General features: G+C 64.6%; 19 protein-coding genes. 17 read left to right on the top strand and 2 right to left on the bottom strand.

The window, feature by feature from the left end:
- Positions 1 to 20 precede the first annotated feature (20 nt).
- From AZKH_RS27875 to AZKH_RS17985, 9 genes are read left to right on the top strand one after another with little or no spacing between them, the layout of a single operon-like run.
- The gene (locus tag AZKH_RS27875) at positions 21 to 143 is read left to right on the top strand and encodes a hypothetical protein (protein WP_255345553.1); all 123 of its coding nucleotides are present in this window, start codon (positions 21 to 23) and stop codon (positions 141 to 143) included.
- Positions 140 to 709 (top strand): cytochrome c oxidase assembly protein, encoded by a 570-nt coding sequence (locus tag AZKH_RS18020; protein WP_015437224.1) that lies wholly within the window; start codon positions 140 to 142, stop codon positions 707 to 709. The genes AZKH_RS27875 and AZKH_RS18020 overlap by 4 nt, the downstream gene beginning before the upstream one ends.
- Positions 706 to 933 (top strand): DUF2970 domain-containing protein, encoded by a 228-nt coding sequence (locus AZKH_RS18015; protein ID WP_015437223.1) that lies wholly within the window; start codon positions 706 to 708, stop codon positions 931 to 933. The genes AZKH_RS18020 and AZKH_RS18015 overlap by 4 nt, the downstream gene beginning before the upstream one ends.
- A 24-nt stretch (positions 934 to 957) precedes the next feature.
- A complete protein-coding gene (locus tag AZKH_RS18010; protein WP_015437222.1) occupies positions 958 to 1,809 on the top strand; it encodes a cytochrome c oxidase subunit 3 in 852 nt (283 codons plus the stop codon).
- A 13-nt stretch (positions 1,810 to 1,822) separates the two neighbouring features.
- Positions 1,823 to 2,554: an SURF1 family protein gene (locus AZKH_RS18005; RefSeq protein WP_015437221.1), complete on the top strand. Its 732-nt coding sequence runs from the start codon at positions 1,823 to 1,825 to the stop codon at positions 2,552 to 2,554.
- Complete coding sequence (locus tag AZKH_RS18000; protein WP_015437220.1) at positions 2,532 to 3,170, top strand: hypothetical protein; 639 nt, start codon at positions 2,532 to 2,534, stop codon at positions 3,168 to 3,170. Before AZKH_RS18005 ends, AZKH_RS18000 begins: the two co-directional genes overlap by 23 nt.
- Positions 3,171 to 3,192: 22 nt before the next feature.
- Positions 3,193 to 4,230: a heme A synthase gene (locus AZKH_RS17995; protein WP_015437219.1), complete on the top strand. Its 1,038-nt coding sequence runs from the start codon at positions 3,193 to 3,195 to the stop codon at positions 4,228 to 4,230.
- On the top strand, positions 4,202 to 5,110 hold the full coding sequence (gene cyoE / locus AZKH_RS17990) for a heme o synthase (RefSeq protein WP_015437218.1): 909 nt from the start codon (positions 4,202 to 4,204) through the stop codon (positions 5,108 to 5,110). The genes AZKH_RS17995 and cyoE overlap by 29 nt, the downstream gene beginning before the upstream one ends.
- Positions 5,111 to 5,124: 14 nt before the next feature.
- Positions 5,125 to 5,718, top strand: coding sequence for an SCO family protein (locus AZKH_RS17985; RefSeq protein ID WP_015437217.1), 594 nt, complete (start codon positions 5,125 to 5,127; stop codon positions 5,716 to 5,718).
- 49 nt (positions 5,719 to 5,767) lie between these two features.
- Here AZKH_RS17985 and rpoH read toward each other — a convergent pair whose 3' ends face one another.
- Positions 5,768 to 6,613 carry an RNA polymerase sigma factor RpoH gene (rpoH, locus tag AZKH_RS17980; RefSeq protein ID WP_015437216.1) on the bottom strand — a complete coding sequence of 282 codons (846 nt, stop codon included), beginning with the start codon at positions 6,611 to 6,613 and terminating at the stop codon, positions 5,768 to 5,770.
- A gap of 429 nt (positions 6,614 to 7,042) precedes the next feature.
- Here rpoH and AZKH_RS17975 point away from each other — a divergent pair, with 429 nt between their 5' ends.
- Positions 7,043 to 8,191 (top strand): porin, encoded by a 1,149-nt coding sequence (locus AZKH_RS17975; RefSeq protein WP_015437215.1) that lies wholly within the window; start codon positions 7,043 to 7,045, stop codon positions 8,189 to 8,191.
- 130 nt (positions 8,192 to 8,321) lie between these two features.
- Here AZKH_RS17975 and AZKH_RS26390 read toward each other — a convergent pair whose 3' ends face one another.
- Positions 8,322 to 9,116: a hypothetical protein gene (locus tag AZKH_RS26390; protein WP_015437214.1), complete on the bottom strand. Its 795-nt coding sequence runs from the start codon at positions 9,114 to 9,116 to the stop codon at positions 8,322 to 8,324.
- 288 nt (positions 9,117 to 9,404) lie between these two features.
- On the opposite strand from AZKH_RS26390, the gene AZKH_RS17965 reads away from it, so the two are divergent.
- From AZKH_RS17965 to AZKH_RS17935, 7 genes are all read left to right on the top strand, one after another.
- The gene (locus AZKH_RS17965) at positions 9,405 to 10,037 is read left to right on the top strand and encodes an XrtA/PEP-CTERM system exopolysaccharide export protein (protein WP_015437213.1); all 633 of its coding nucleotides are present in this window, start codon (positions 9,405 to 9,407) and stop codon (positions 10,035 to 10,037) included.
- Between the two features lie 75 nt (positions 10,038 to 10,112).
- Positions 10,113 to 11,657 carry an XrtA system polysaccharide chain length determinant gene (locus AZKH_RS17960; RefSeq protein WP_015437212.1) on the top strand — a complete coding sequence of 515 codons (1,545 nt, stop codon included), beginning with the start codon at positions 10,113 to 10,115 and terminating at the stop codon, positions 11,655 to 11,657.
- Positions 11,658 to 11,679: 22 nt separating this feature from the next.
- Positions 11,680 to 12,678, top strand: coding sequence for an XrtA-associated tyrosine autokinase (locus tag AZKH_RS17955; RefSeq protein ID WP_015437211.1), 999 nt, complete (start codon positions 11,680 to 11,682; stop codon positions 12,676 to 12,678).
- Positions 12,575 to 14,233, top strand: a complete 1,659-nt coding sequence (locus tag AZKH_RS17950; protein WP_083903100.1) for a TIGR03016 family PEP-CTERM system-associated outer membrane protein — start codon at positions 12,575 to 12,577, stop codon at positions 14,231 to 14,233. The genes AZKH_RS17955 and AZKH_RS17950 overlap by 104 nt, the downstream gene beginning before the upstream one ends.
- Before the next feature lie 10 nt (positions 14,234 to 14,243).
- Positions 14,244 to 15,329, top strand: a complete 1,086-nt coding sequence (locus tag AZKH_RS17945; protein ID WP_015437209.1) for an XrtA/PEP-CTERM system-associated ATPase — start codon at positions 14,244 to 14,246, stop codon at positions 15,327 to 15,329.
- Entirely contained in the window at positions 15,319 to 16,473 is a 1,155-nt protein-coding gene (wecB, locus tag AZKH_RS17940; RefSeq protein WP_015437208.1) for a non-hydrolyzing UDP-N-acetylglucosamine 2-epimerase, read from the top strand. The genes AZKH_RS17945 and wecB overlap by 11 nt, the downstream gene beginning before the upstream one ends.
- A gap of 2 nt (positions 16,474 to 16,475) precedes the next feature.
- Positions 16,476 to 17,318, top strand: coding sequence for an XrtA system polysaccharide deacetylase (locus AZKH_RS17935; RefSeq protein WP_015437207.1), 843 nt, complete (start codon positions 16,476 to 16,478; stop codon positions 17,316 to 17,318).
- Positions 17,319 to 17,331: the final 13 nt, after the last annotated feature.

The following is a 17,331-nucleotide window of genomic DNA, read 5'->3' as shown; positions in this document are numbered from 1 at the left end:
GTCCCCCGAGACCGAGAGCCATGCCGACCAGCCGTGAATCCCGCCTCCGCATTGCCAACCGGCGCGTTGCGCTGGCCTTGGCCGCTGTCGCGCTGGTGTTCTTCGTCGCGGCGATCCTCAAATTCCGGGGGTACGCGCCATGAGGCACGGCGCGGCGGTCTCGGCGGAGAACCGTCGCCTGCTGACCCGCCTCGCGGTCGCGGCGGTGGTGATGTTCGGCTTCGGCTTCCTGCTCGTGCCCTTCTACAAGACGATCTGCGAAGTCACGGGCATCAACAACCTGCTTAAGGCCGACACCGTCGTCAATACTCAGGTCGACCTGTCGCGGACGGTCCTCGTGCAGTTCGATGCCAATACGCACGATCTGCCCTGGCAATTCCGCCCCTTGCAGACCGAGGTGCGCGTGCATCCGGGGGAACTCGTGACGATCGCCTACGAAGTCTCGAATACGCGCAATGAGCCGGTCACCGGTCAGGCGGTCCCGAGCTACGGACCCGTGGTCGCCGGCCAGTTCTTCCGCAAGCTGGAATGCTTCTGCTTCGCCCGGCAGACGCTCGGCGCGGGCGAAAGGCGCACGATGCCCGTGGCCTTCGTCGTCGATCCCGGCCTACCGGCGGACGTCACGGTGATCACGCTGTCCTACACCTTCTTCGAGATCGCCGCGCGGCGCATCGCGGGGCCGGAAGGCGGAGCCGGAGGGGCGACGTGAATGGAGCGCCGACGCCGCACGACGACAGACCCGAACGCGCCGGTTTCCTCGCGACGCTGCGCGCGGTGCTGTGGTCTTTCATTGGAGTGCGTCGGCGCAAGGATTATCAGCGCGATGCGCGTTCGCTCGATCCGCGTGCCGTCGTGGTCGCCGGCCTGCTCGCAGGGATCTTCTTCGTGCTGACGTTGGTCGTCGTGGTTCGGCTGATCGTCGGGTCAAGGTAACGGTAACGGAAAGGGAGGCTGCTCATGGCTCACACCTTGGAAAAGTACTTCGTGCCGGAACCGTCCAAGTATCCGATCTTCGGTTCGGTGGCCCTGCTGCTCTTCGGCACTGGCGCGGCGATGTGGCTCAACAACGTCGGGCCCGGGCGCTGGGTCTTCTTTCTCGGCATCGCAGTGCTCGTCTTCATGATGATCGGCTGGTTCGGACAGGTCGTGCGCGAATCCGAAAGCGGCAAGTACGGCCACCGCGTCGACCGTTCCTTCCGCTGGTCGATGGGCTGGTTCATCTTCTCCGAGGTGATGTTCTTCGCCGCCTTCTTCGGCGCCTTGTTCTACGTCCGCGTCCTCAGCGTGCCCTGGCTTTCCAGCGGCGACAACCTCGCACTGCTGTGGCAGGGCTTCGTCGGCAACTGGCCGACCGCCGGTCCGGGCAAGGCAGCGCCCTTCACCCCGATGGACGCCTGGGGCATTCCGGCGATCAACACCATCATCCTGCTGACGTCCGGTGGCACGCTGACCTGGGCCCACCATGGGCTGCGCCACGGCAATCGTGGCCAGTTGAAGCTCGGACTGCTGATCACGATCCTCCTCGGCGTGACCTTCCTCACCCTGCAGGTCCACGAGTACAGCCACGCCTACTCCGAACTCAACCTGCGGCTGGATACCGGCGTCTACGGCTCGACCTTCTACTTCCTCACGGGCTTCCACGGCCTGCACGTCACGGTCGGCGCGATCATGCTCACGGTGATGCTGCTTCGCGCAATGGCGGGGCATTTCCGCCCGGACGACCACTTCGGCTTCGAAGCCGCCACCTGGTACTGGCACTTCGTCGACGTCGTGTGGCTCATGCTCTTCGTCGTCGTCTATTGGCTGTGACGGAAGGAAGCGCATGGCGGCCCGACGTCTGCATCCCGTTCCGCTGCTCGCCGGCATTGCCGTCGCGGTGCTGACGCTGCAGCTGGGCAACTGGCAGATCCGCCGGGCGGACGAAAAGGCGGTGCTGCAGGCGGATTACGCCTCCCCGGAGCGGAGCGAGCCCCATCCGCTCGGCGCGCAGCCTCCGGCCGAATGGCAGACCGTCGATCTGCGCGGCCAATGGCTCGCGGATCGCACGATCCTCATCGACAATCGCGTGCACGCCGGTCGCGCCGGCTTCCACGTATTCACCCCGCTGCGGCTCGCGGGGCAGGGCGGCTGGGTGCTCGTCAATCGCGGCTGGGTCGCCGCGCCGCCCGATCGCGCTCATCCTCCTGCGGTGATGACTCCCGGCGGCGAGGTCGAGGTCTCCGCACGAGTCCGTCATCCCGAGAGCAAACCCTTCACCCTGGAGGGGGGCGGTGCGACGCAGGCCGGTGTCGTCTGGCAGACCCTGGATCTCGCGCGCTATCGGGCCTGGTCGTCGATTCCCGTCGCGGATTTCTACCTGCAGCAGAACGACCCCGCTCCGGACGGCCTCGTACGTGACTGGCCGGCGCCGGACGCCGGCATCGATCGGCACCGCGGCTACGCCTTGCAGTGGTATGCGATGGCGGCACTCGCGGCGGCGCTGACCCTGCGCTACATCTGGCAATCGAGCGACATCAGTATGCGGAGGCATTATGTTCGGCGCGATTCTCGCTGATCGACACTCGCAATCCCGCAAACCCGAGCAGCCGGCGCTCAACGCCAGGCAGCGGACGGCCAGGCGAACGCTCGTGCTGCTGGCCGTGGTGTGCATCCTGCCAGTCCTGGCGTCCTATTTCGCCTATTACGTCTGGCAGCCGCGCGGACGCGTGAACTACGGCGAGTTGATCGCGCCTGTGCAACTGCCGACCGCTTCCCTCGCCGGCCTCGACGGACAGGCCGATTTCGTGCGTTCCGAGTTCACGGGCCGCTGGACACTGGTCTACGCCGGCCCGTCGGGGTGCCCCGCTGGCTGCGTCGACGCGTTGTACCTGATGCGTCAATCGCGCCTCGCCCAAGGACAGGAGATGAACCGCGTCGCGCGGTTGTGGATCGTCACCGATGGCGGCCCTCCGCCGCGCGAACGCCTCGCCGCCCAAGAGGGTCTCAGGATTGCGGCCGCCGAATCGGCGTGGCTCGACGTACTGCCCGGCGCGGCCTCCGGCGTCCATGTCTATCTCGTCGATCCGCTCGGCAACGCCATCATGCGCTTCCCGGAAAAGGCCGACCCGCGCAAGGTCGTCAAAGACCTTCAGCGGCTGTTGAAATATTCGTCGCTCGGACGACGCCGTTGAGCGCGAGGTCCGGAGACCGCCCGTGCCCCTCTATCGCCGCCTGCTCCTCGTTGCCCTCGCGCTGACCGCCGTCGTCGTGGTCTTCGGCGCCTACGTCCGGCTGTCCGACGCCGGACTCGGTTGTCCGGACTGGCCCGGGTGCTACGGCCAGATCAGCCCGCATCACGCTGCGGAAGACATTAGCGCGACGCACGCCGCCAACCCGCAGGGACCGGTCAGCGCACCGAAGGCCTGGAAGGAGATGATTCACCGCTACCTCGCCGGCACGCTCGGCCTGCTGATTCTCGCCATCGCGGCGCAGGCTTGGCGTTGTCGCAGCCATCCGGCGGTCGCATGGCGCATCGCCTCCGCCTTGATCGCTGTCGTCGTCGTGCAGGGGCTGCTCGGCAAGTGGACGGTGACGCTCCTGCTCAAGCCGGCGATCGTCACGGCGCACCTGATCGGAGGGCTCACGACGCTCGGGCTGCTCGCATGGCTCGCCTTGCGTGCGCATGGCGTCGCGCGGCTTGAATTGCCGCGCGGCGCCGTTGCACTCGCGCGCGTGGCCTTCGTGCTTCTCGCGGGCCAGATCGTGCTCGGCGGCTGGACCAGCACCAATTATGCGGCACTCGCCTGTGCCGACTTCCCGACCTGCCAGGGCAGCCTGTGGCCGGCGGCCGACTACCTCAACGCCTTCCACGTCGTGCGCGAACTCGGCATGACGGCCGACGGTCAGTCGCTGTCGCTCGCGGCGCTGACCGCGATCCATTGGGCACACCGGCTCGGCGCCCTGCTGGCCGGGACGGTCCTGCTGGCGCTGGTGTGGGTCTTGTCACGCCGGCAAGGCACCCAGGCGGCCGGGTTCGTGCTGCTCGGCGCGCTGTCCTTGCAGATCGGACTCGGCATCGCCAACGTCGCTATCGGCCTGCCCCTTGCGCTCGCCGTCGCGCACAACGCGGGTGCCGTCGTTCTCTTGCTGGTGCTCGTGTGGATCAACTACCGGCTGCGGGCCATGCAGGCGCCCGCCGGAGCCGGACGGAGGAGGGATGATTATGCCCGTCGCGAAAACGCTTTCGCCTGAAACGGCCGCCGTCGGCCGCCGCCTGCACGCCTTCTATGTGCTCACGAAGCCGCGGGTCAATACGCTGATCGTCTTTTGCGCGATCATCGGCATGTTCCTCGCGGTGCCCGATGGCTTGCCGCCGCCGGCCACGGTACTCGCCGCGACCGTCGGCATCGCCTGCGTCGCGGGCGCTGCCGCCGCGATCAACTGCCTGATCGAGGCGCACATCGATGCCCGCATGACCCGCACCCGCGGCCGTCCCTTGCCGCGCGGCGAGCTCGCGCCGGGCGAAACGCTCGCTTTTGCCGCGGGGCTCGGCGGGGCAGGGCTCGCGCTGCTCCACCTGCTCGTGAATCCGCTGACGATGTGGCTCACGCTGGCGACCTTCGTCGGCTACGCGGTCGTCTATACGGTGCTGCTCAAGCCGCGCACGCCCCAGAACATCGTGATCGGCGGAGCTTCCGGCGCGATGCCGCCGGTGCTCGGCTGGGCCGCCATCACCGGCGACGTGAGCGCTGACGCGCTGCTGCTCTTCCTCATCATCTTCGCCTGGACGCCGCCGCACTTCTGGTCGCTGGCCCTCTATCGCAGCGCCGACTACGCGCGCGCGGGTCTTCCGATGTTGCCGGTGACGCACGGGTCGGAATTCACCCGCCTGTCGGTGCTGCTGTATACATGCATCCTGCTGGGCGTCACGCTGCTGCCCTTCGCCACCCGCATGAGCGGATTGCCTTACCTCCTTGCTGCGCTGGGGCTCGGGGCCGTCTTCCTGCGCCATGCGTGGGGGTTGTATGTGAGCTACAGCGACGGCCGCGCGCGGAAGACTTTCCGCTACTCCATCCTTTACCTCTTCTTGCTCTTTGCGGCGCTCCTGGCGGATCATTACCTCCGGTTCTGATCCCAGATGGAAACATGTTTCGCTTCCTGCTTGCCGTCGTCTGCGCCTTCGCCCTTGCCGCCTGCTCCGAGCACAACGGTCCGGCGGCCACAACTTTCCGCAACAGCGACATCACGGGGGCCGACTACGGCAAGAATTTTTTGCTGACCGACCAGCACGGTACGCCCCGTTCCCTTGCCGATTTCCGCGGCAAGGCCGTGACGCTGTTCTTCGGCTACACGCAATGTCCGGACGTCTGCCCGACCAACCTCTCGACGATGGCCGAGGTGATGAGGCTTCTCGGTCCGGATGCCGACCGCGTGCAGGTGCTCTTCGTCACCGTCGACCCCGAACGTGACACCCAGGCGCTGCTTGCGCAGTACCTGCCGGCCTTCGATCCGCGCTTCCTTGCGCTGCGCGGCGACGCGACGCAGACGGCCGACACCGCCAAGGAGTTCCGCGTGTTCTATCGCAAGTCGGGCGACACGGATGGCCCGAACTACAGCGTCGATCACTCCACCGGCACCTACATCTTCGATCCGGCGGGCCGGCTGCGCTTGTACGTCAAGCATGGGGAGTCCGCCGAGAACATCGCGGCCGACCTGCGCACCCTGCTCGCCGGAAAATAAACACGGCAGCCCTCGGGCTGCCGTCTTTGGCTGATCGAAAGGACCGCGTTCAGGCGGCCAGCAGTCCTCGCATCTTCTGCATCGCCTTCGCCTCGATCTGACGAATCCGTTCGGCGGACACGCCGTACTCGGCGGCCAGTTCGTGCAGCGTTGCGCTCTCGCCTTCGGTGAGCCAGCGGCGCCGCACGATCTCGCGGCTGCGCTCGTCGAGACTCGCCAGGGCATTGTGCAGGCCGACGTCCTGCAGGTGCGCGAGCTGCGCGCGCTCCAGCACCTCAGACGGCTCCGCGTGCGGGTCCGGAAGGTAGGCGATGGGTGCGAAGTGTTCGTCGTCGTCGCTATCGCCCTCCAGCGGCACGTCACGACCGCTCAGGCGCGTTTCCATCTCGATGACTTCCTCGGCTTTCACGCCGAGCTGGGTCGCCACCGCCTGGATTTCGTCGCCATGCAGCGAGCCGGTGTCCCGCTTGAGGCTGCGCAGGTTGAAGAACAGCTTGCGTTGGGCCTTCGTCGTTGCGATCTTCACGAGACGCCAGTTCTTCAGCACGTACTCGTGAATCTCGGCCTTGATCCAGTGCATCGCGAACGACACCAGGCGCACGCCGCGCGACGGGTCGAAGCGCTTCACGGCCTTCATCAGGCCGATGTTGCCTTCTTGGATCAGGTCGGCGTGCGGCAAACCGTAGCCCAGGTAGCCGCGAGCGATCGCGACCACCAAGCGCAGATGCGACATCACGAGCTTGCGTGCTGCGTCGAGGTCGTCCTCGTCCCGCAGGCGCGTGGCCAATTCCATCTCCTCGCGCTCGCTGAGCAGCGGGATGCGATTCACCGTCTGGATATACTGGTCGATGCTGCCAAGGGCAGAAGGGACCGGCAATGACAGGGTCTGGTTCATCTACGTCTGTCCTCCTCGGGACAAATATTAGCACTCGCGCCAAGAGAGTGCTAAGTGGAGCAAAGAGTTCCCCTCGCATGAGGCAAGACCCCACCCAGGGGATGCCGAGAAGAAGACACTGATGGCGTCGGGGTCGAGGCCCCATTCGGTCTGTATCGGAGGAGCGCCCGCTCAGGAAATGTCCGTTACGCCAATGGGTTGCAGCGGCTGTCGGCCCATGCGGACGTCCTTTTCACTACCGACCGCAATGCCGCTCCGGCAGCCCGTGTTGCGCCAGTGCAACATCTTTTACCCGTTTCTTCTCTTCTAGACGATCCGTCCTTGCGTTGGTTGCATGCCCATTTGCACAATCGCTCCAACTTCTCACTAGAGAGGTAAGTCGGGCCGCGGCCTTGCCACGGCTTCAGCTTCAAATTAGAGGAGAAACATATGCAGAAGAAACTGATCGCCCTGGCCGTCGCCGGCCTCGCGGCAGCACCGGTTTTCGCTCAGTCCAACGTCACCATCTACGGTGTGGTCGATGCCGGCCTCGGCGTTGGTCATGCTGACAACGTCGATTTCCGTGGCGTGGTCGGTGGTGTCCTGTCGGGCAACCGTATCGGCTTCAAGGGCGCGGAAGAACTGGGCAACGGCCTGAAGGCTGTGTTCCAGCTCGAGCAAGGCTTCAACATCGATGACGGCACCTTCCACCAGGCCAACCGTCAGTTCAGCCGCCAGGCCTATGTCGGTCTGCAAGGCGCTTTCGGTACCGTCAGCCTCGGCCGTCAGTACGCGCCGGGCTACTTCGCCGGCTACGACGCTGCGCTGTCGTCCAACGTCTCGCCGCAGTCGGTCTTCTCGGCCGGCGGTGGCCTGACCATCACCCCGAACAGCCCGGCTCGCTGGAACAACGCGATTGCCTACACCGGCTCGTTCAGCGGCTTTACCGCCCGCGCGATCTACTCGGCCAACGACACCGAAGCTGAACTTCACACTCCCGGTGTCGCTGTTCACGCTCCTGGTGCCGACGACAAGTTCGGCCTGGGTCTGGATTACGCGAACGGCCCGCTGAAGGTCGGTGCGGTCTTCCAGTACCTGCATCAGGCTCGCGCCGATATCGACACCCGCGCCGGTGCTGGTTTCGTGACGATGCAGGACAAGAACCAGCGTGAATGGTACGTTGGTGGTAGCTACGACTTCGGTTTCCTCGAAGTCGATGCGTCCTTCCAGGCGGGTAAGGGCGTGGATTACAGCGTCGTCAACACCAAAGTCGCTTCCACTGATCCCGATGCGGTGGCGTTCGGGGCCGACCAGTCCGTCCGTCTGTGGAACGTTGGCGTGATCGTTCCGGTCAGCGCCGCTGGCAAGGTGCATGTCGACTACGGTCGCTTCACCAACAAGGACTCCAACGACGCCGACGCCCGCAGCTGGACCCTGGCCTACACCCACGCGCTGTCGAAGCGTACCACCGGCTACGCCGCCTACCAGCGCGTCTACAACGACAAGTTCGCTGCCTTCGGCGCCGGCCAGGTTTCGCAGCTGGGCGTGTCGGATGAACAGAACAGCCTCTTGACGGTCGGTATGCGTCACACCTTCTAATCGTCCCCCGACGATTGGAAATCAAAACGGGCGCTTCGGCGCCCGTTTTTTTTGCCCGCTCACCGGGCAAAAAAAGAGAGCCGGAACGCGTCATGCGTCCCGGCTCTTGTGGTTTCTGCGAGACAGGTCGTCAGTTGGCCGGCGGTCGGGGCATTGCCCGGCGCTCGACGCTGCCTGTCAGCATGTGGCGCAGGATCTCGGTCTGTTCGGCGGGCGAAAAAAATAGCCCATACAGGCCATTGCGTTTCATGTTGTTCGTTCCGCCGTACTGCCGTGCCTGCTGTTCGGCGTGGGCGAGCGATAGTCGCAGCAGGACTGCCGGTGCGCCGACGCGCGGGCAGATGAGGTTCGGACCGGCCAGGCTGTAACCCATCATCCTGCGGTAATACGGCGCATGCCGTGGATTGACCTCGACGAAGACGTCGCTCATGCCGTGAACCGATCGCGCGACGATGACCCCGATATGAAAAAGGGCCGCGAGGGCCTGCGGGGTTCCGAGTTCGGTGTCCATTGCGAGACGGGTGACCTCGCAGACCCGCGCTCCCCCTTCGCGCGCGGCATCGATCTGCGGCCGGTACAGCGTGTCGGCGAGCAGTCCATGGCCGCTGTCGACGGCGATGGTCAGGGTTCCGAAGACGCGGTCGCCCTTGCAGGCTGCGATCGTGGTTTGTTCGCGATGGAGGTCGGGAACGATGCTCTGGTCGGTGTTCAATCCGCGCCATTCGTACATGCGCTCGACCAGGCGGTTGACATCCTGACGGAGGGGACCTTCCTTGGGGACTATCCGGAGGTGGTAATCATTCCGGATGATGGAAAAATCTGTAACAAGACGAGAGGCGTTTACGTTGGGCCGGGGGTGGAAGTCAGGAGACGTCGTGGCTGTCTCCACGGCGAGCGGCAAATTAAGACGGGCAGCAATATCCATCGGGTTGATTCCCCTCCCTGACGCATGAATGTATGTCCGGCCCCGCTAATTCAAGGGGGGCCGGGCGCGTGTTGCGTGAGACTCTAGCGGCGGGGGCGAGGGTTCGCTGTAAGCGGTTGTGTAATTTTTCACACTGTGGGGACACGAAATTCCCATAGCATGGGTCGGGGAGCCTCTGTAAAGCCCGCTTCGCCTTGTTACTTTCGCGTTCTTGTGCGGGTCGGACTTTTCAGAGATTCTCCGGATGTGGGACCGATTCGGGACGACCGTTAGAGGGGGTAGTCAGCCATGATTCACTCTGCATCAAAGGTAGGGGCGGGTATCGGCAGGTGCTTGGGTATCCTGGCCGTTCTCGCCGGCTTATCCGGGTGTGCGAGCACTTCCTTCCCGCCGGCGCCGCCGACAGCGGCGGAAGCCGAGTACAACTACGTGATCGGTCCGGGCGACATGGTCGACATCGTGGTCTGGCGCAATCAGGAGCTGTCTAAGTCCGTACCGGTTCGCCCCGACGGCAAGATCACGACCCCGCTCGTCGAGGACCTTCCTGCCCAGGGCAAGGACGCTTCGACACTGGCGCGCGACATCGAGAAGGCGCTGGGCAAATTCATTCGCGATCCGATCGTGACGGTTGTGGTCACCACTTTCGTGGGGCCTTATAGCGAACAGGTCCGTGTGGTGGGTGAAGCGACCAAGCCGCAGACGCTCTCCTATGTGCAAAAGATGACTCTCCTCGACGTGATGACGAAGGTGGGGGGGATCACCGAGTTTGCCGACGGCAACAGTGCGACGATTCTCCGCACCTCCGAAGGGAACAAGCAATACAGCGTCCGCCTGAAGGACTTGTTGAAGCGGGGTGACGTTTCCGCGAACGTGGAAATGCGTCCCGGCGATGTGCTGATCATTCCTCAGAGCTGGTTCTGATTTCCGACTTCCGGCCGCGACGCGCTCGTCGTCGGCCGTCTGCAGTGCGACGCACTGGGCTGTAGGGGCGGACTCATGGAAGAACTGCTTACCCAGATTTTCGGTTACCTGCGAGGGATGTGGCGTTTCCGCTGGTGGGGGCTCGCCGCGACCTGGGTTTTCGGCATCATCGGCGCTGCGGTCGTGTACACGATGCCGGACCGCTATGAGTCGTCCGCGCGGGTGTTTGTCGACACCCAGTCGGTGTTGCGTCCGCTGATGTCCGGCCTCGCGGTCCAGCCGAACATCGAGCAGCAGGTCACGATCCTGAGTCGCACGCTGATAACGCGCCCGAACGTCGAGAAGCTCATTACGATGGCCGACCTCGATCATGAGGCGCGCACCCCCGCGCAGCGTGAGGCGATGATCCTCGACTTGATCGGTGATCTCCAGATTCGCAGTACGGGGCGCGACAACCTGTTTACGTTGGCGTATCAGGACAAGCGTGCCGAACGTGCGCAGCGTGTCGTGCAGGCGCTGGTGTCGCTGTTCGTCGAATCCGGACTGGTCGGCAAGCAGCAGGACGCAAGTTCTGCCCGGCGTTTCATCGACGAGCAGATTACCGGCTACGAGCAAAAACTCAGCGAGGCGGAGAATCGGCTGAAGGATTTTCGCCTGCGCAACATGGCTTTGCTCGGTGATAGCGAGCACGATTACGTATCCCAGATAGCGCAACTGAATGCGCGGGTGCAGGAGGCGCAGCTCGAACTGAAGGAGGCGGAAAACTCGCGCAGCTCGCTCGAACGGCAGTTGGCGAGTGAAAAGGCGACTCTTGGTGCGGGGGCACCGGCGACGACGAATAGCGCCGTGTCGGAATACGATGCCCGCATCGACTCGATGAAGAAGAACCTGGATGGCTTGTTGCAGCGCTATACGAACGAGCATCCGGACGTCGTCGGGACGCGTCGTGTCATCGCCGATCTCGAGGAGCAGAAGCGGCGCGAGCTCGAGTCGGTGAGCAAGACAGGGGGCGAATCGGGCGGGGGCGGCGCGATCAACCCCGTCTACCAACAGTTGAAAGTTGCTCTTGCGGATGCCGATGCCAAGGTTTCGTCCTTGCGGGCGCGCGTCGGCGAGCTGACCGGCCGTGTCGCGCAGTTGCGTTCGCAGGCGGAACTCCTTCCGAAGATCGAGGCCGAGCAGGCGCAGTTGAACCGGGATTACGACGTGCACAAGCGGAACTATGAGTCGCTCGTGCAGCGGCGCGAGTCCGCCAGCATTTCGGTCGAGATGAATACCAAAGGGGGCGTAACCGAGTTTCGCGTGATCGATCCCCCCAGCCTGCCGCTGCGGCCCGCGGCGCCGAATAGGATGCTCCTGCTTCCGCTTGCGGGACTGGCGGCCCTGCTGGGAGGTATGGCTGTTTCATTCGCGCTGGCGCAAGTTCGGCCGGCTTTCACCGATCTGCGCAACCTTCGCGAGATCACCGGCCTGCCAGTGCTGGGGACGGTGACGATGTTGAGCGACCCGGCGCGGAGCCGCGCGGAGCGCAGGGGACTGCTGGCATTCAGCGGCGGAGTTGCGTCATATGCCATCGCCGTGGGTGGTGCAACGGCGATCGTGAAGTTGCTGCAGGGCTGAGTGTGGACGAGGGGGCTGGGGTATGAGTCTGATCGAAAAAGCGGTCGAGCGGCTCGATATGATCAAGCGGGCCGGTGCTGTTCCCGGCCCGGAGGAAGGCGCTCGCCCCGATGTCGTTCCGCAGGCGGCCGAAGCGCTTGAAGTCGCGGTCGAGAGAGAACCAGCGCACGAGGAGCGTTCCACCCCGTCGCGGTCTATCGAAGATGCCGGCGCACATGCGGGAGTTCCCTTGAGCGCACGATCGGTGGTCGTCGATCTGGCGAGGCTGGAGCGCATGGGGATGGTCACGCCGACGCTGCCGCGTTCGATGATCGCCGAGGAGTATCGGGTCATCAAGCGGCCGCTGATCCGCAACGCCGAGGGGCGTGGTGCGGCGGCGGTCGAAAATGGCAACCTGATCATGATCACCAGCGCATTGCCGGGAGAGGGCAAATCGTTTACGGCGATCAACCTTGCGATGAGTATCGCGATGGAGCTCGATCACACGGTGTTGCTGGTCGATGCGGACTTCTCGCGCCCCTCGGTGCTGAAGGCGCTCGGGCTTCCGCCTGAAAAGGGCTTGATGGATGTGCTCGTGGGCGACGTCCACGATCTGTCGAAGGTGATCCTTCGCACCAATGTGGAGAAGCTGGCGATTCTTCCTGCCGGCATGACACAGCCTCATGCAACAGAGTTGATCGCGTCGGACGCGATGAACCGGATGCTCGAGGAGATGGCGGCGAGATATGCCGAACGTATCATTGTGTTTGATTCGCCCCCCTTGCTCGCGACGACCGAGGCCAGAGTGCTCGCGAACCATATGGGGCAGGTGGTGATGGTGGTGGAGGCCGACCGGACGAGCCATGGTGCCGTCAGGCAGGCCTTGTCGACGATCGAGTCCTGCCCGGTCAAGTCCCTCGTGCTGAACAAGGCACAGGATGGAGGGCGCGGCAAACTATATGGATATGGCTACGGATATGGCTATGGCTATGGCTATGGGGCAGACTCGCGTTCGGATTCGGGTTCGGCGGCGCCGGGCTGAGAAGGCTGGCCGAGGCATTGCGCCAAGCCCGATCGCGCTCGCGGTGACGCTCGTGTTTGCGTCGGCTGCCGCACAGGCGCAGACGGAAACGGAGTCGGATTCGGTGACGGAGACGCCGGCAATGTCGCGGGCATTGACCATCGTGCCCTCATTGGAGACCAGCCTTAAGTACACGGACAACGGCAATGTCGCATCGAACAAGAACGGAGCGTGGATCGCCGAGGTCGCGCCGGCGATCTCGGTTGTGCGCGAGAGCGGGGGATTGCGCGGGCATCTGAATGCGCGCCTGCGCAATGTGGTTCATCTGGATGGTTCCGGCTCGGATGACAGCTTTCTCGCACTGCAGGGGTTCGGTGAGGCCGAGGCGATCGAAAAGCGGCTTTTCGTCGATGTCGACGCTTCGATCAATCGCAACAATCGCTCGCTGCTCCAGGGGCGCAGCGGCGGGGACGAGTTGAATACAAGCAGCGCCAGCGAGACGCGCGTCTACGGGATCAGTCCGCGCTGGTTGCTCAATTTCGGTCCCGATACGAGGGGCCAGGTTCTTTATTCGAGCCACTGGATGTCCGGGGGAGGGGGATTCAGGTCGCGTCGCGAGTCGAAGTGGAACGCGGCACTTTCGAATCCGAGGCAGTTCGGCGCCTTGGGCTGGGGCCTGCAGTATGACCGTTCCGAAACGGAGAACAGCCAGGCGGGACAGGGGTCGGCGCCGCGGGAAAGCGGGCGGGCCACGCTGTTCGCGACGCTGACGCCGCAGTTCCGTATGCGGGCCATCGGCGGATATGAGAAGACCGAATTCACGCCCGGCAAGCCCGAAGATCACTCGATCGTCGGGGGCGGGTTTGATTGGCATCCCACGGAGCGGACAACCTTGTCCGCGACGACCGAGAATCGTTTCTTCGGTCGTTCCTACGACGTGAGCTTCAGTCACCGGCGCGCGCTTTCGACCTGGAACCTGTCTTATGTGCGAGACATAACGTCGTCGTTCGAGACGCAGGGGGCGAGCGTATTCAGCGATCCGGACTTCAAGGCGCTGTATGACGCGCTGGCGCCCTTCTTTCCCGATCCGGTCCAGCGCGAGGCGGTCGTCCGCAGTTTGCTGGGTTTCCCGCCCGTCGGATCGCGCGACTTTTTTGTAACCGATGTGCATTATCTGACGCGTAAGCTCATCGCTACCGCATCATTCATCGGCGTGCGAAATATCCTGACGGTGTCCTTGAGCCGGAATGAACGGACGCGCTTGGAGCCGGCGACAGGCCTCGATACGCGCGACGAATTCTCGCGCTTCTCGACGCTGACATCGCGGCTGGCGTCGGTGGCTCTCAGCCATCGCCTGTCGGCCGAGTCGTCGCTGAACGCGAGCATTACGCGTATGCGATCGGAGGGGGTAGGGACGGCGTCGGTCCAGACGGAGCGGACGATGTTCAACGTCGGCCTGTCGAAGCAGCTGGGCCCCAAGACGACAGGTGATTTCACATATCGGTTTCAGCGTGCGACGGGAGCGGCGGACTTCACCGAGAACATGATCATGGCGACGCTTTCCATGCGCTTCTGAGCGGCATTACATGTACGAATCCTACTTCCGGCTGCGTGCCAAACCTTTCCAGCTGAATCCGGACCCCGCATTCTTTTTCGGGAGTCGCGGTCATCGCAGGGCAATGGCGTATCTGGAATATGGATTGCACCAGAACGAGGGTTTCATCGTCGTGACCGGCGAGATCGGCGCCGGCAAGACGACGCTGGTGCGAAGTCTGCTGGAGCGCCTGGATCAGGGCAAGGTGGTCGCGGGTAACCTGGTGAGCACGCACGTGGACGACGGGGACGTGCTGCGGATCGTCGCGGCGGCCTTTGGCGTGCCGAGTCGCGGGCTGGACAAGGCGGGCCTGTTGCTCGCGCTGGAAACCTTCTTTCTGTCGTTGGCCGCCTCGGGCAAGCGGGCGCTGCTGATCGTCGATGAGGCGCAGAACCTGAGCGAGTCGGCGTTGGAAGAGTTGCGGATGTTGTCGAACTTTCAGCTCGAGGATCATGCGCTGTTGCAGAGTTTTCTCGTCGGCCAGCCCGAGTTCCGCGACGTGATGCAGCGGCCGCAGATGCAGCAATTGCGTCAGCGCGTGATCGCGTCCTATCACCTCGGTCCGATGGATGCGGTCGAGACGCAGGCCTACATCGAGCACCGCCTGCGCCACGTGGGCTGGCAGGGCGATCCGGCTTTCGATGCGGGCACCTTCCGCGCGGTCTACGGATACTCGGGCGGCGTGCCGCGTCGCATCAATTCGCTGTGCGATCGCCTGATGCTCGCGGCCTTCATTGCGGAACGCCACCGCATCAGCGACGCGGATGCGCAGGAAGTGATCGAGGAGTTGAACGAAGAGTTCTCGACGGCTTCGGTCGGCGTGATCCCGCGGCCGGCCGGCGCGGTGCCTGCCGACGGGACTGCGCGCGTCAACGGGATCGATCCTCGCAAGCTGCACGCGTCGGCAGCGCTCGCGCAACAGGCGGCGGGCATGGCGGCGTCCTTCGATGTGCAGCGCATCGAGGCTCGCATTGCTGGTCTCGAGCAGTCGATGTCGGCGACGCTGGAAGTGCTGAATCAGTTGTTGCAGGCGGTGCGCCGCAGCGATGTGCCGGGAGGCAAGGCCGATGAGCGGTGACGCGAGGGCCGATGCGCCGGTGATTTGCGTCGTGGGCGCCCGGCCCAACTACATGAAAATGGCGCCTATCATCCGTGCGCTTGCAAAGCAGGATGCGGGGATGCGCACCATGCTCGTTCACACCGGGCAGCATTACGACGTGGCGATGAACGACCGCCTCTTCGCCGATCTCGGCATGCCGCGCCCGGATGTCAATCTCGAGGTCGGCTCGGGTAGCCATGCGGTGCAGACTGCTGAAGTCATGAAGCGTTTCGAGCCGGTCATCGATGCGCATGGCGCGCGTGCGGTGCTGGTGGTCGGTGACGTGAATTCGACGCTCGCGTGCGCGCTGGTGGCGGTCAAGCGCGATATCCCGGTTGCGCACGTGGAGTCGGGATTGCGCAGCAACGATCGCCGTATGCCGGAGGAGATTAACCGGATACTGACCGACCAGATCTCGGACATCCTCTACACGACCGAGCGCAGCGCGCACGTGAATCTGGAGCGCGAAGGCGTCGCGCCGGAGCGCGTGGTCTTCGTCGGCAATGTGATGATCGACAGCCTGCGCGCGAACGTCGAGAAGGCGCCGCGGCCGGCGGAGCTGCTGGCCTTCGCGGGGATGGACGAGCGGCGGATCGCGCGGGGATATGGCGTGGTGACGCTGCACCGGCCGTCGAACGTGGATCATCCGGCAACGCTCGCGGGAATCATCGACGCACTGCGGGACGTGAGCGAGCGCCTGCCGCTGGTGCTCGCGCTGCATCCGCGTACGCGCAACAACCTGGAGCGCTTCGGGCTGATCGATCGTCTCGCTGCCGAGGGCTTCATCGTGCTGCCGCCGCAGGGTTACCTGGAGATGCTGGGGCTGATGGCGGGGGCGACGGTGGTGCTGACCGATTCGGGCGGCATCCAGGAGGAGACGACGGCGCTGGGCGTGCCCTGCCTGACGATCCGCGAGAACACCGAGCGACCGATCACGGTCGAGCAGGGGACCAATACGGTGGTCGGCGTCGAGCCCGATGCCTTGCGCGCGGCGGCGGCAAACGTGCTGGCGGGCGGCGGCAAGCGCGGGCGGGTGCCGGAGCTGTGGGACGGGCACGCGGCGGAGCGCATCGCGGCGCATCTGTCGGCCTGGCTTACCGAACGGGAAGCGACGGAGCTGTAGGCATGAAGGCGTCGATCGTCAATGCGCTGACCATCGACGTGGAAGACTACTTCCAGGTGTCGGCGCTCGCGCAGCATTTCCCGCGCGGCGAGTGGGACCGGGTGCCGTGCCGGGTCGAGGGCAACGTTGAGCGCATCCTCGAGATCCTCGAAGAGCGGGAGGCCTTGGCGACCTTCTTCACGCTCGGGTGGATCGCGGAGCGCTATCCCCATCTCGTTCGGCGTATCGCGGAGGCGGGCCATGAGATTGCGAGCCACGGTTACGCGCACGAGCGGGCGACGGGGCAGTCGCGCGAGTGCTTCCTCGCGGACATCACGCTGGCGAAGGCCGTGCTGGAGGATGTCGTCGGTCTGGCGGTCGTGGGCTACCGGGCGCCGAGCTTCTCGATTGGGGCGGACAATCTGTGGGCGCACGATTGCATCGCCGAGGCCGGCTACGTCTACAGTTCAAGCGTCTACCCCGTGAAGCACGACCACTACGGGATTCCCGATGCGCCGCGCTTTCCGTTCCGGCTCGACAACGGCTTGCTGGAGGTTCCAGTCAGCACGACGCATTGGATGGGCCGCAATTGGCCGGCGGGCGGCGGAGGCTTCTTCCGCCTGCTGCCCTACGCCGTGTCGCGCTGGCAGATCGACCGGGTGAATCGGGCGGACGGTCGGGCGGCGATTTTCTATTTCCACCCCTGGGAGCTCGATCCCGAACAACCCCGCGTGCAGGACGCGCCGGCAAAGGCGCGTTTCAGGCATTACGTGAACCTCACGCGCACCGAGCCGCGCCTGCGTCGTCTGCTCGACGACTTCGAGTGGGGCCGGGCCGACCAGGTTTTCGATGTGGCCGCCGATTAGCCCGGATATTTCG

Source organism: Azoarcus sp. KH32C (assembly GCF_000349945.1).
In the GTDB taxonomy this organism is placed as follows: Bacteria; Pseudomonadota; Gammaproteobacteria; order Burkholderiales; family Rhodocyclaceae; genus Aromatoleum.
This window is presented reverse-complemented; position numbering and strand designations above follow the sequence as displayed.

Coding starts and splice junctions, on each gene's coding strand:
- AZKH_RS27875 (WP_255345553.1), top strand. CDS start 21: ATGCCGACCAGCCGTGAATCCCGCCTCCGCATTGCCAACCGGCGCGTT.
- AZKH_RS18020 (WP_015437224.1), top strand. CDS start 140: ATGAGGCACGGCGCGGCGGTCTCGGCGGAGAACCGTCGCCTGCTGACC.
- AZKH_RS18010 (WP_015437222.1), top strand. CDS start 958: ATGGCTCACACCTTGGAAAAGTACTTCGTGCCGGAACCGTCCAAGTAT.
- AZKH_RS18005 (WP_015437221.1), top strand. CDS start 1,823: ATGGCGGCCCGACGTCTGCATCCCGTTCCGCTGCTCGCCGGCATTGCC.
- AZKH_RS18000 (WP_015437220.1), top strand. CDS start 2,532: ATGTTCGGCGCGATTCTCGCTGATCGACACTCGCAATCCCGCAAACCC.
- cyoE (WP_015437218.1), top strand. CDS start 4,202: ATGCCCGTCGCGAAAACGCTTTCGCCTGAAACGGCCGCCGTCGGCCGC.
- AZKH_RS17985 (WP_015437217.1), top strand. CDS start 5,125: ATGTTTCGCTTCCTGCTTGCCGTCGTCTGCGCCTTCGCCCTTGCCGCC.
- rpoH (WP_015437216.1), bottom strand. CDS start 6,613: ATGAACCAGACCCTGTCATTGCCGGTCCCTTCTGCCCTTGGCAGCATC.
- AZKH_RS17975 (WP_015437215.1), top strand. CDS start 7,043: ATGCAGAAGAAACTGATCGCCCTGGCCGTCGCCGGCCTCGCGGCAGCA.
- AZKH_RS26390 (WP_015437214.1), bottom strand. CDS start 9,116: ATGGATATTGCTGCCCGTCTTAATTTGCCGCTCGCCGTGGAGACAGCC.
- AZKH_RS17965 (WP_015437213.1), top strand. CDS start 9,405: ATGATTCACTCTGCATCAAAGGTAGGGGCGGGTATCGGCAGGTGCTTG.
- AZKH_RS17960 (WP_015437212.1), top strand. CDS start 10,113: ATGGAAGAACTGCTTACCCAGATTTTCGGTTACCTGCGAGGGATGTGG.
- AZKH_RS17955 (WP_015437211.1), top strand. CDS start 11,680: ATGAGTCTGATCGAAAAAGCGGTCGAGCGGCTCGATATGATCAAGCGG.
- AZKH_RS17950 (WP_083903100.1), top strand. CDS start 12,575: ATGGAGGGCGCGGCAAACTATATGGATATGGCTACGGATATGGCTATG.
- AZKH_RS17945 (WP_015437209.1), top strand. CDS start 14,244: ATGTACGAATCCTACTTCCGGCTGCGTGCCAAACCTTTCCAGCTGAAT.
- wecB (WP_015437208.1), top strand. CDS start 15,319: ATGAGCGGTGACGCGAGGGCCGATGCGCCGGTGATTTGCGTCGTGGGC.
- AZKH_RS17935 (WP_015437207.1), top strand. CDS start 16,476: ATGAAGGCGTCGATCGTCAATGCGCTGACCATCGACGTGGAAGACTAC.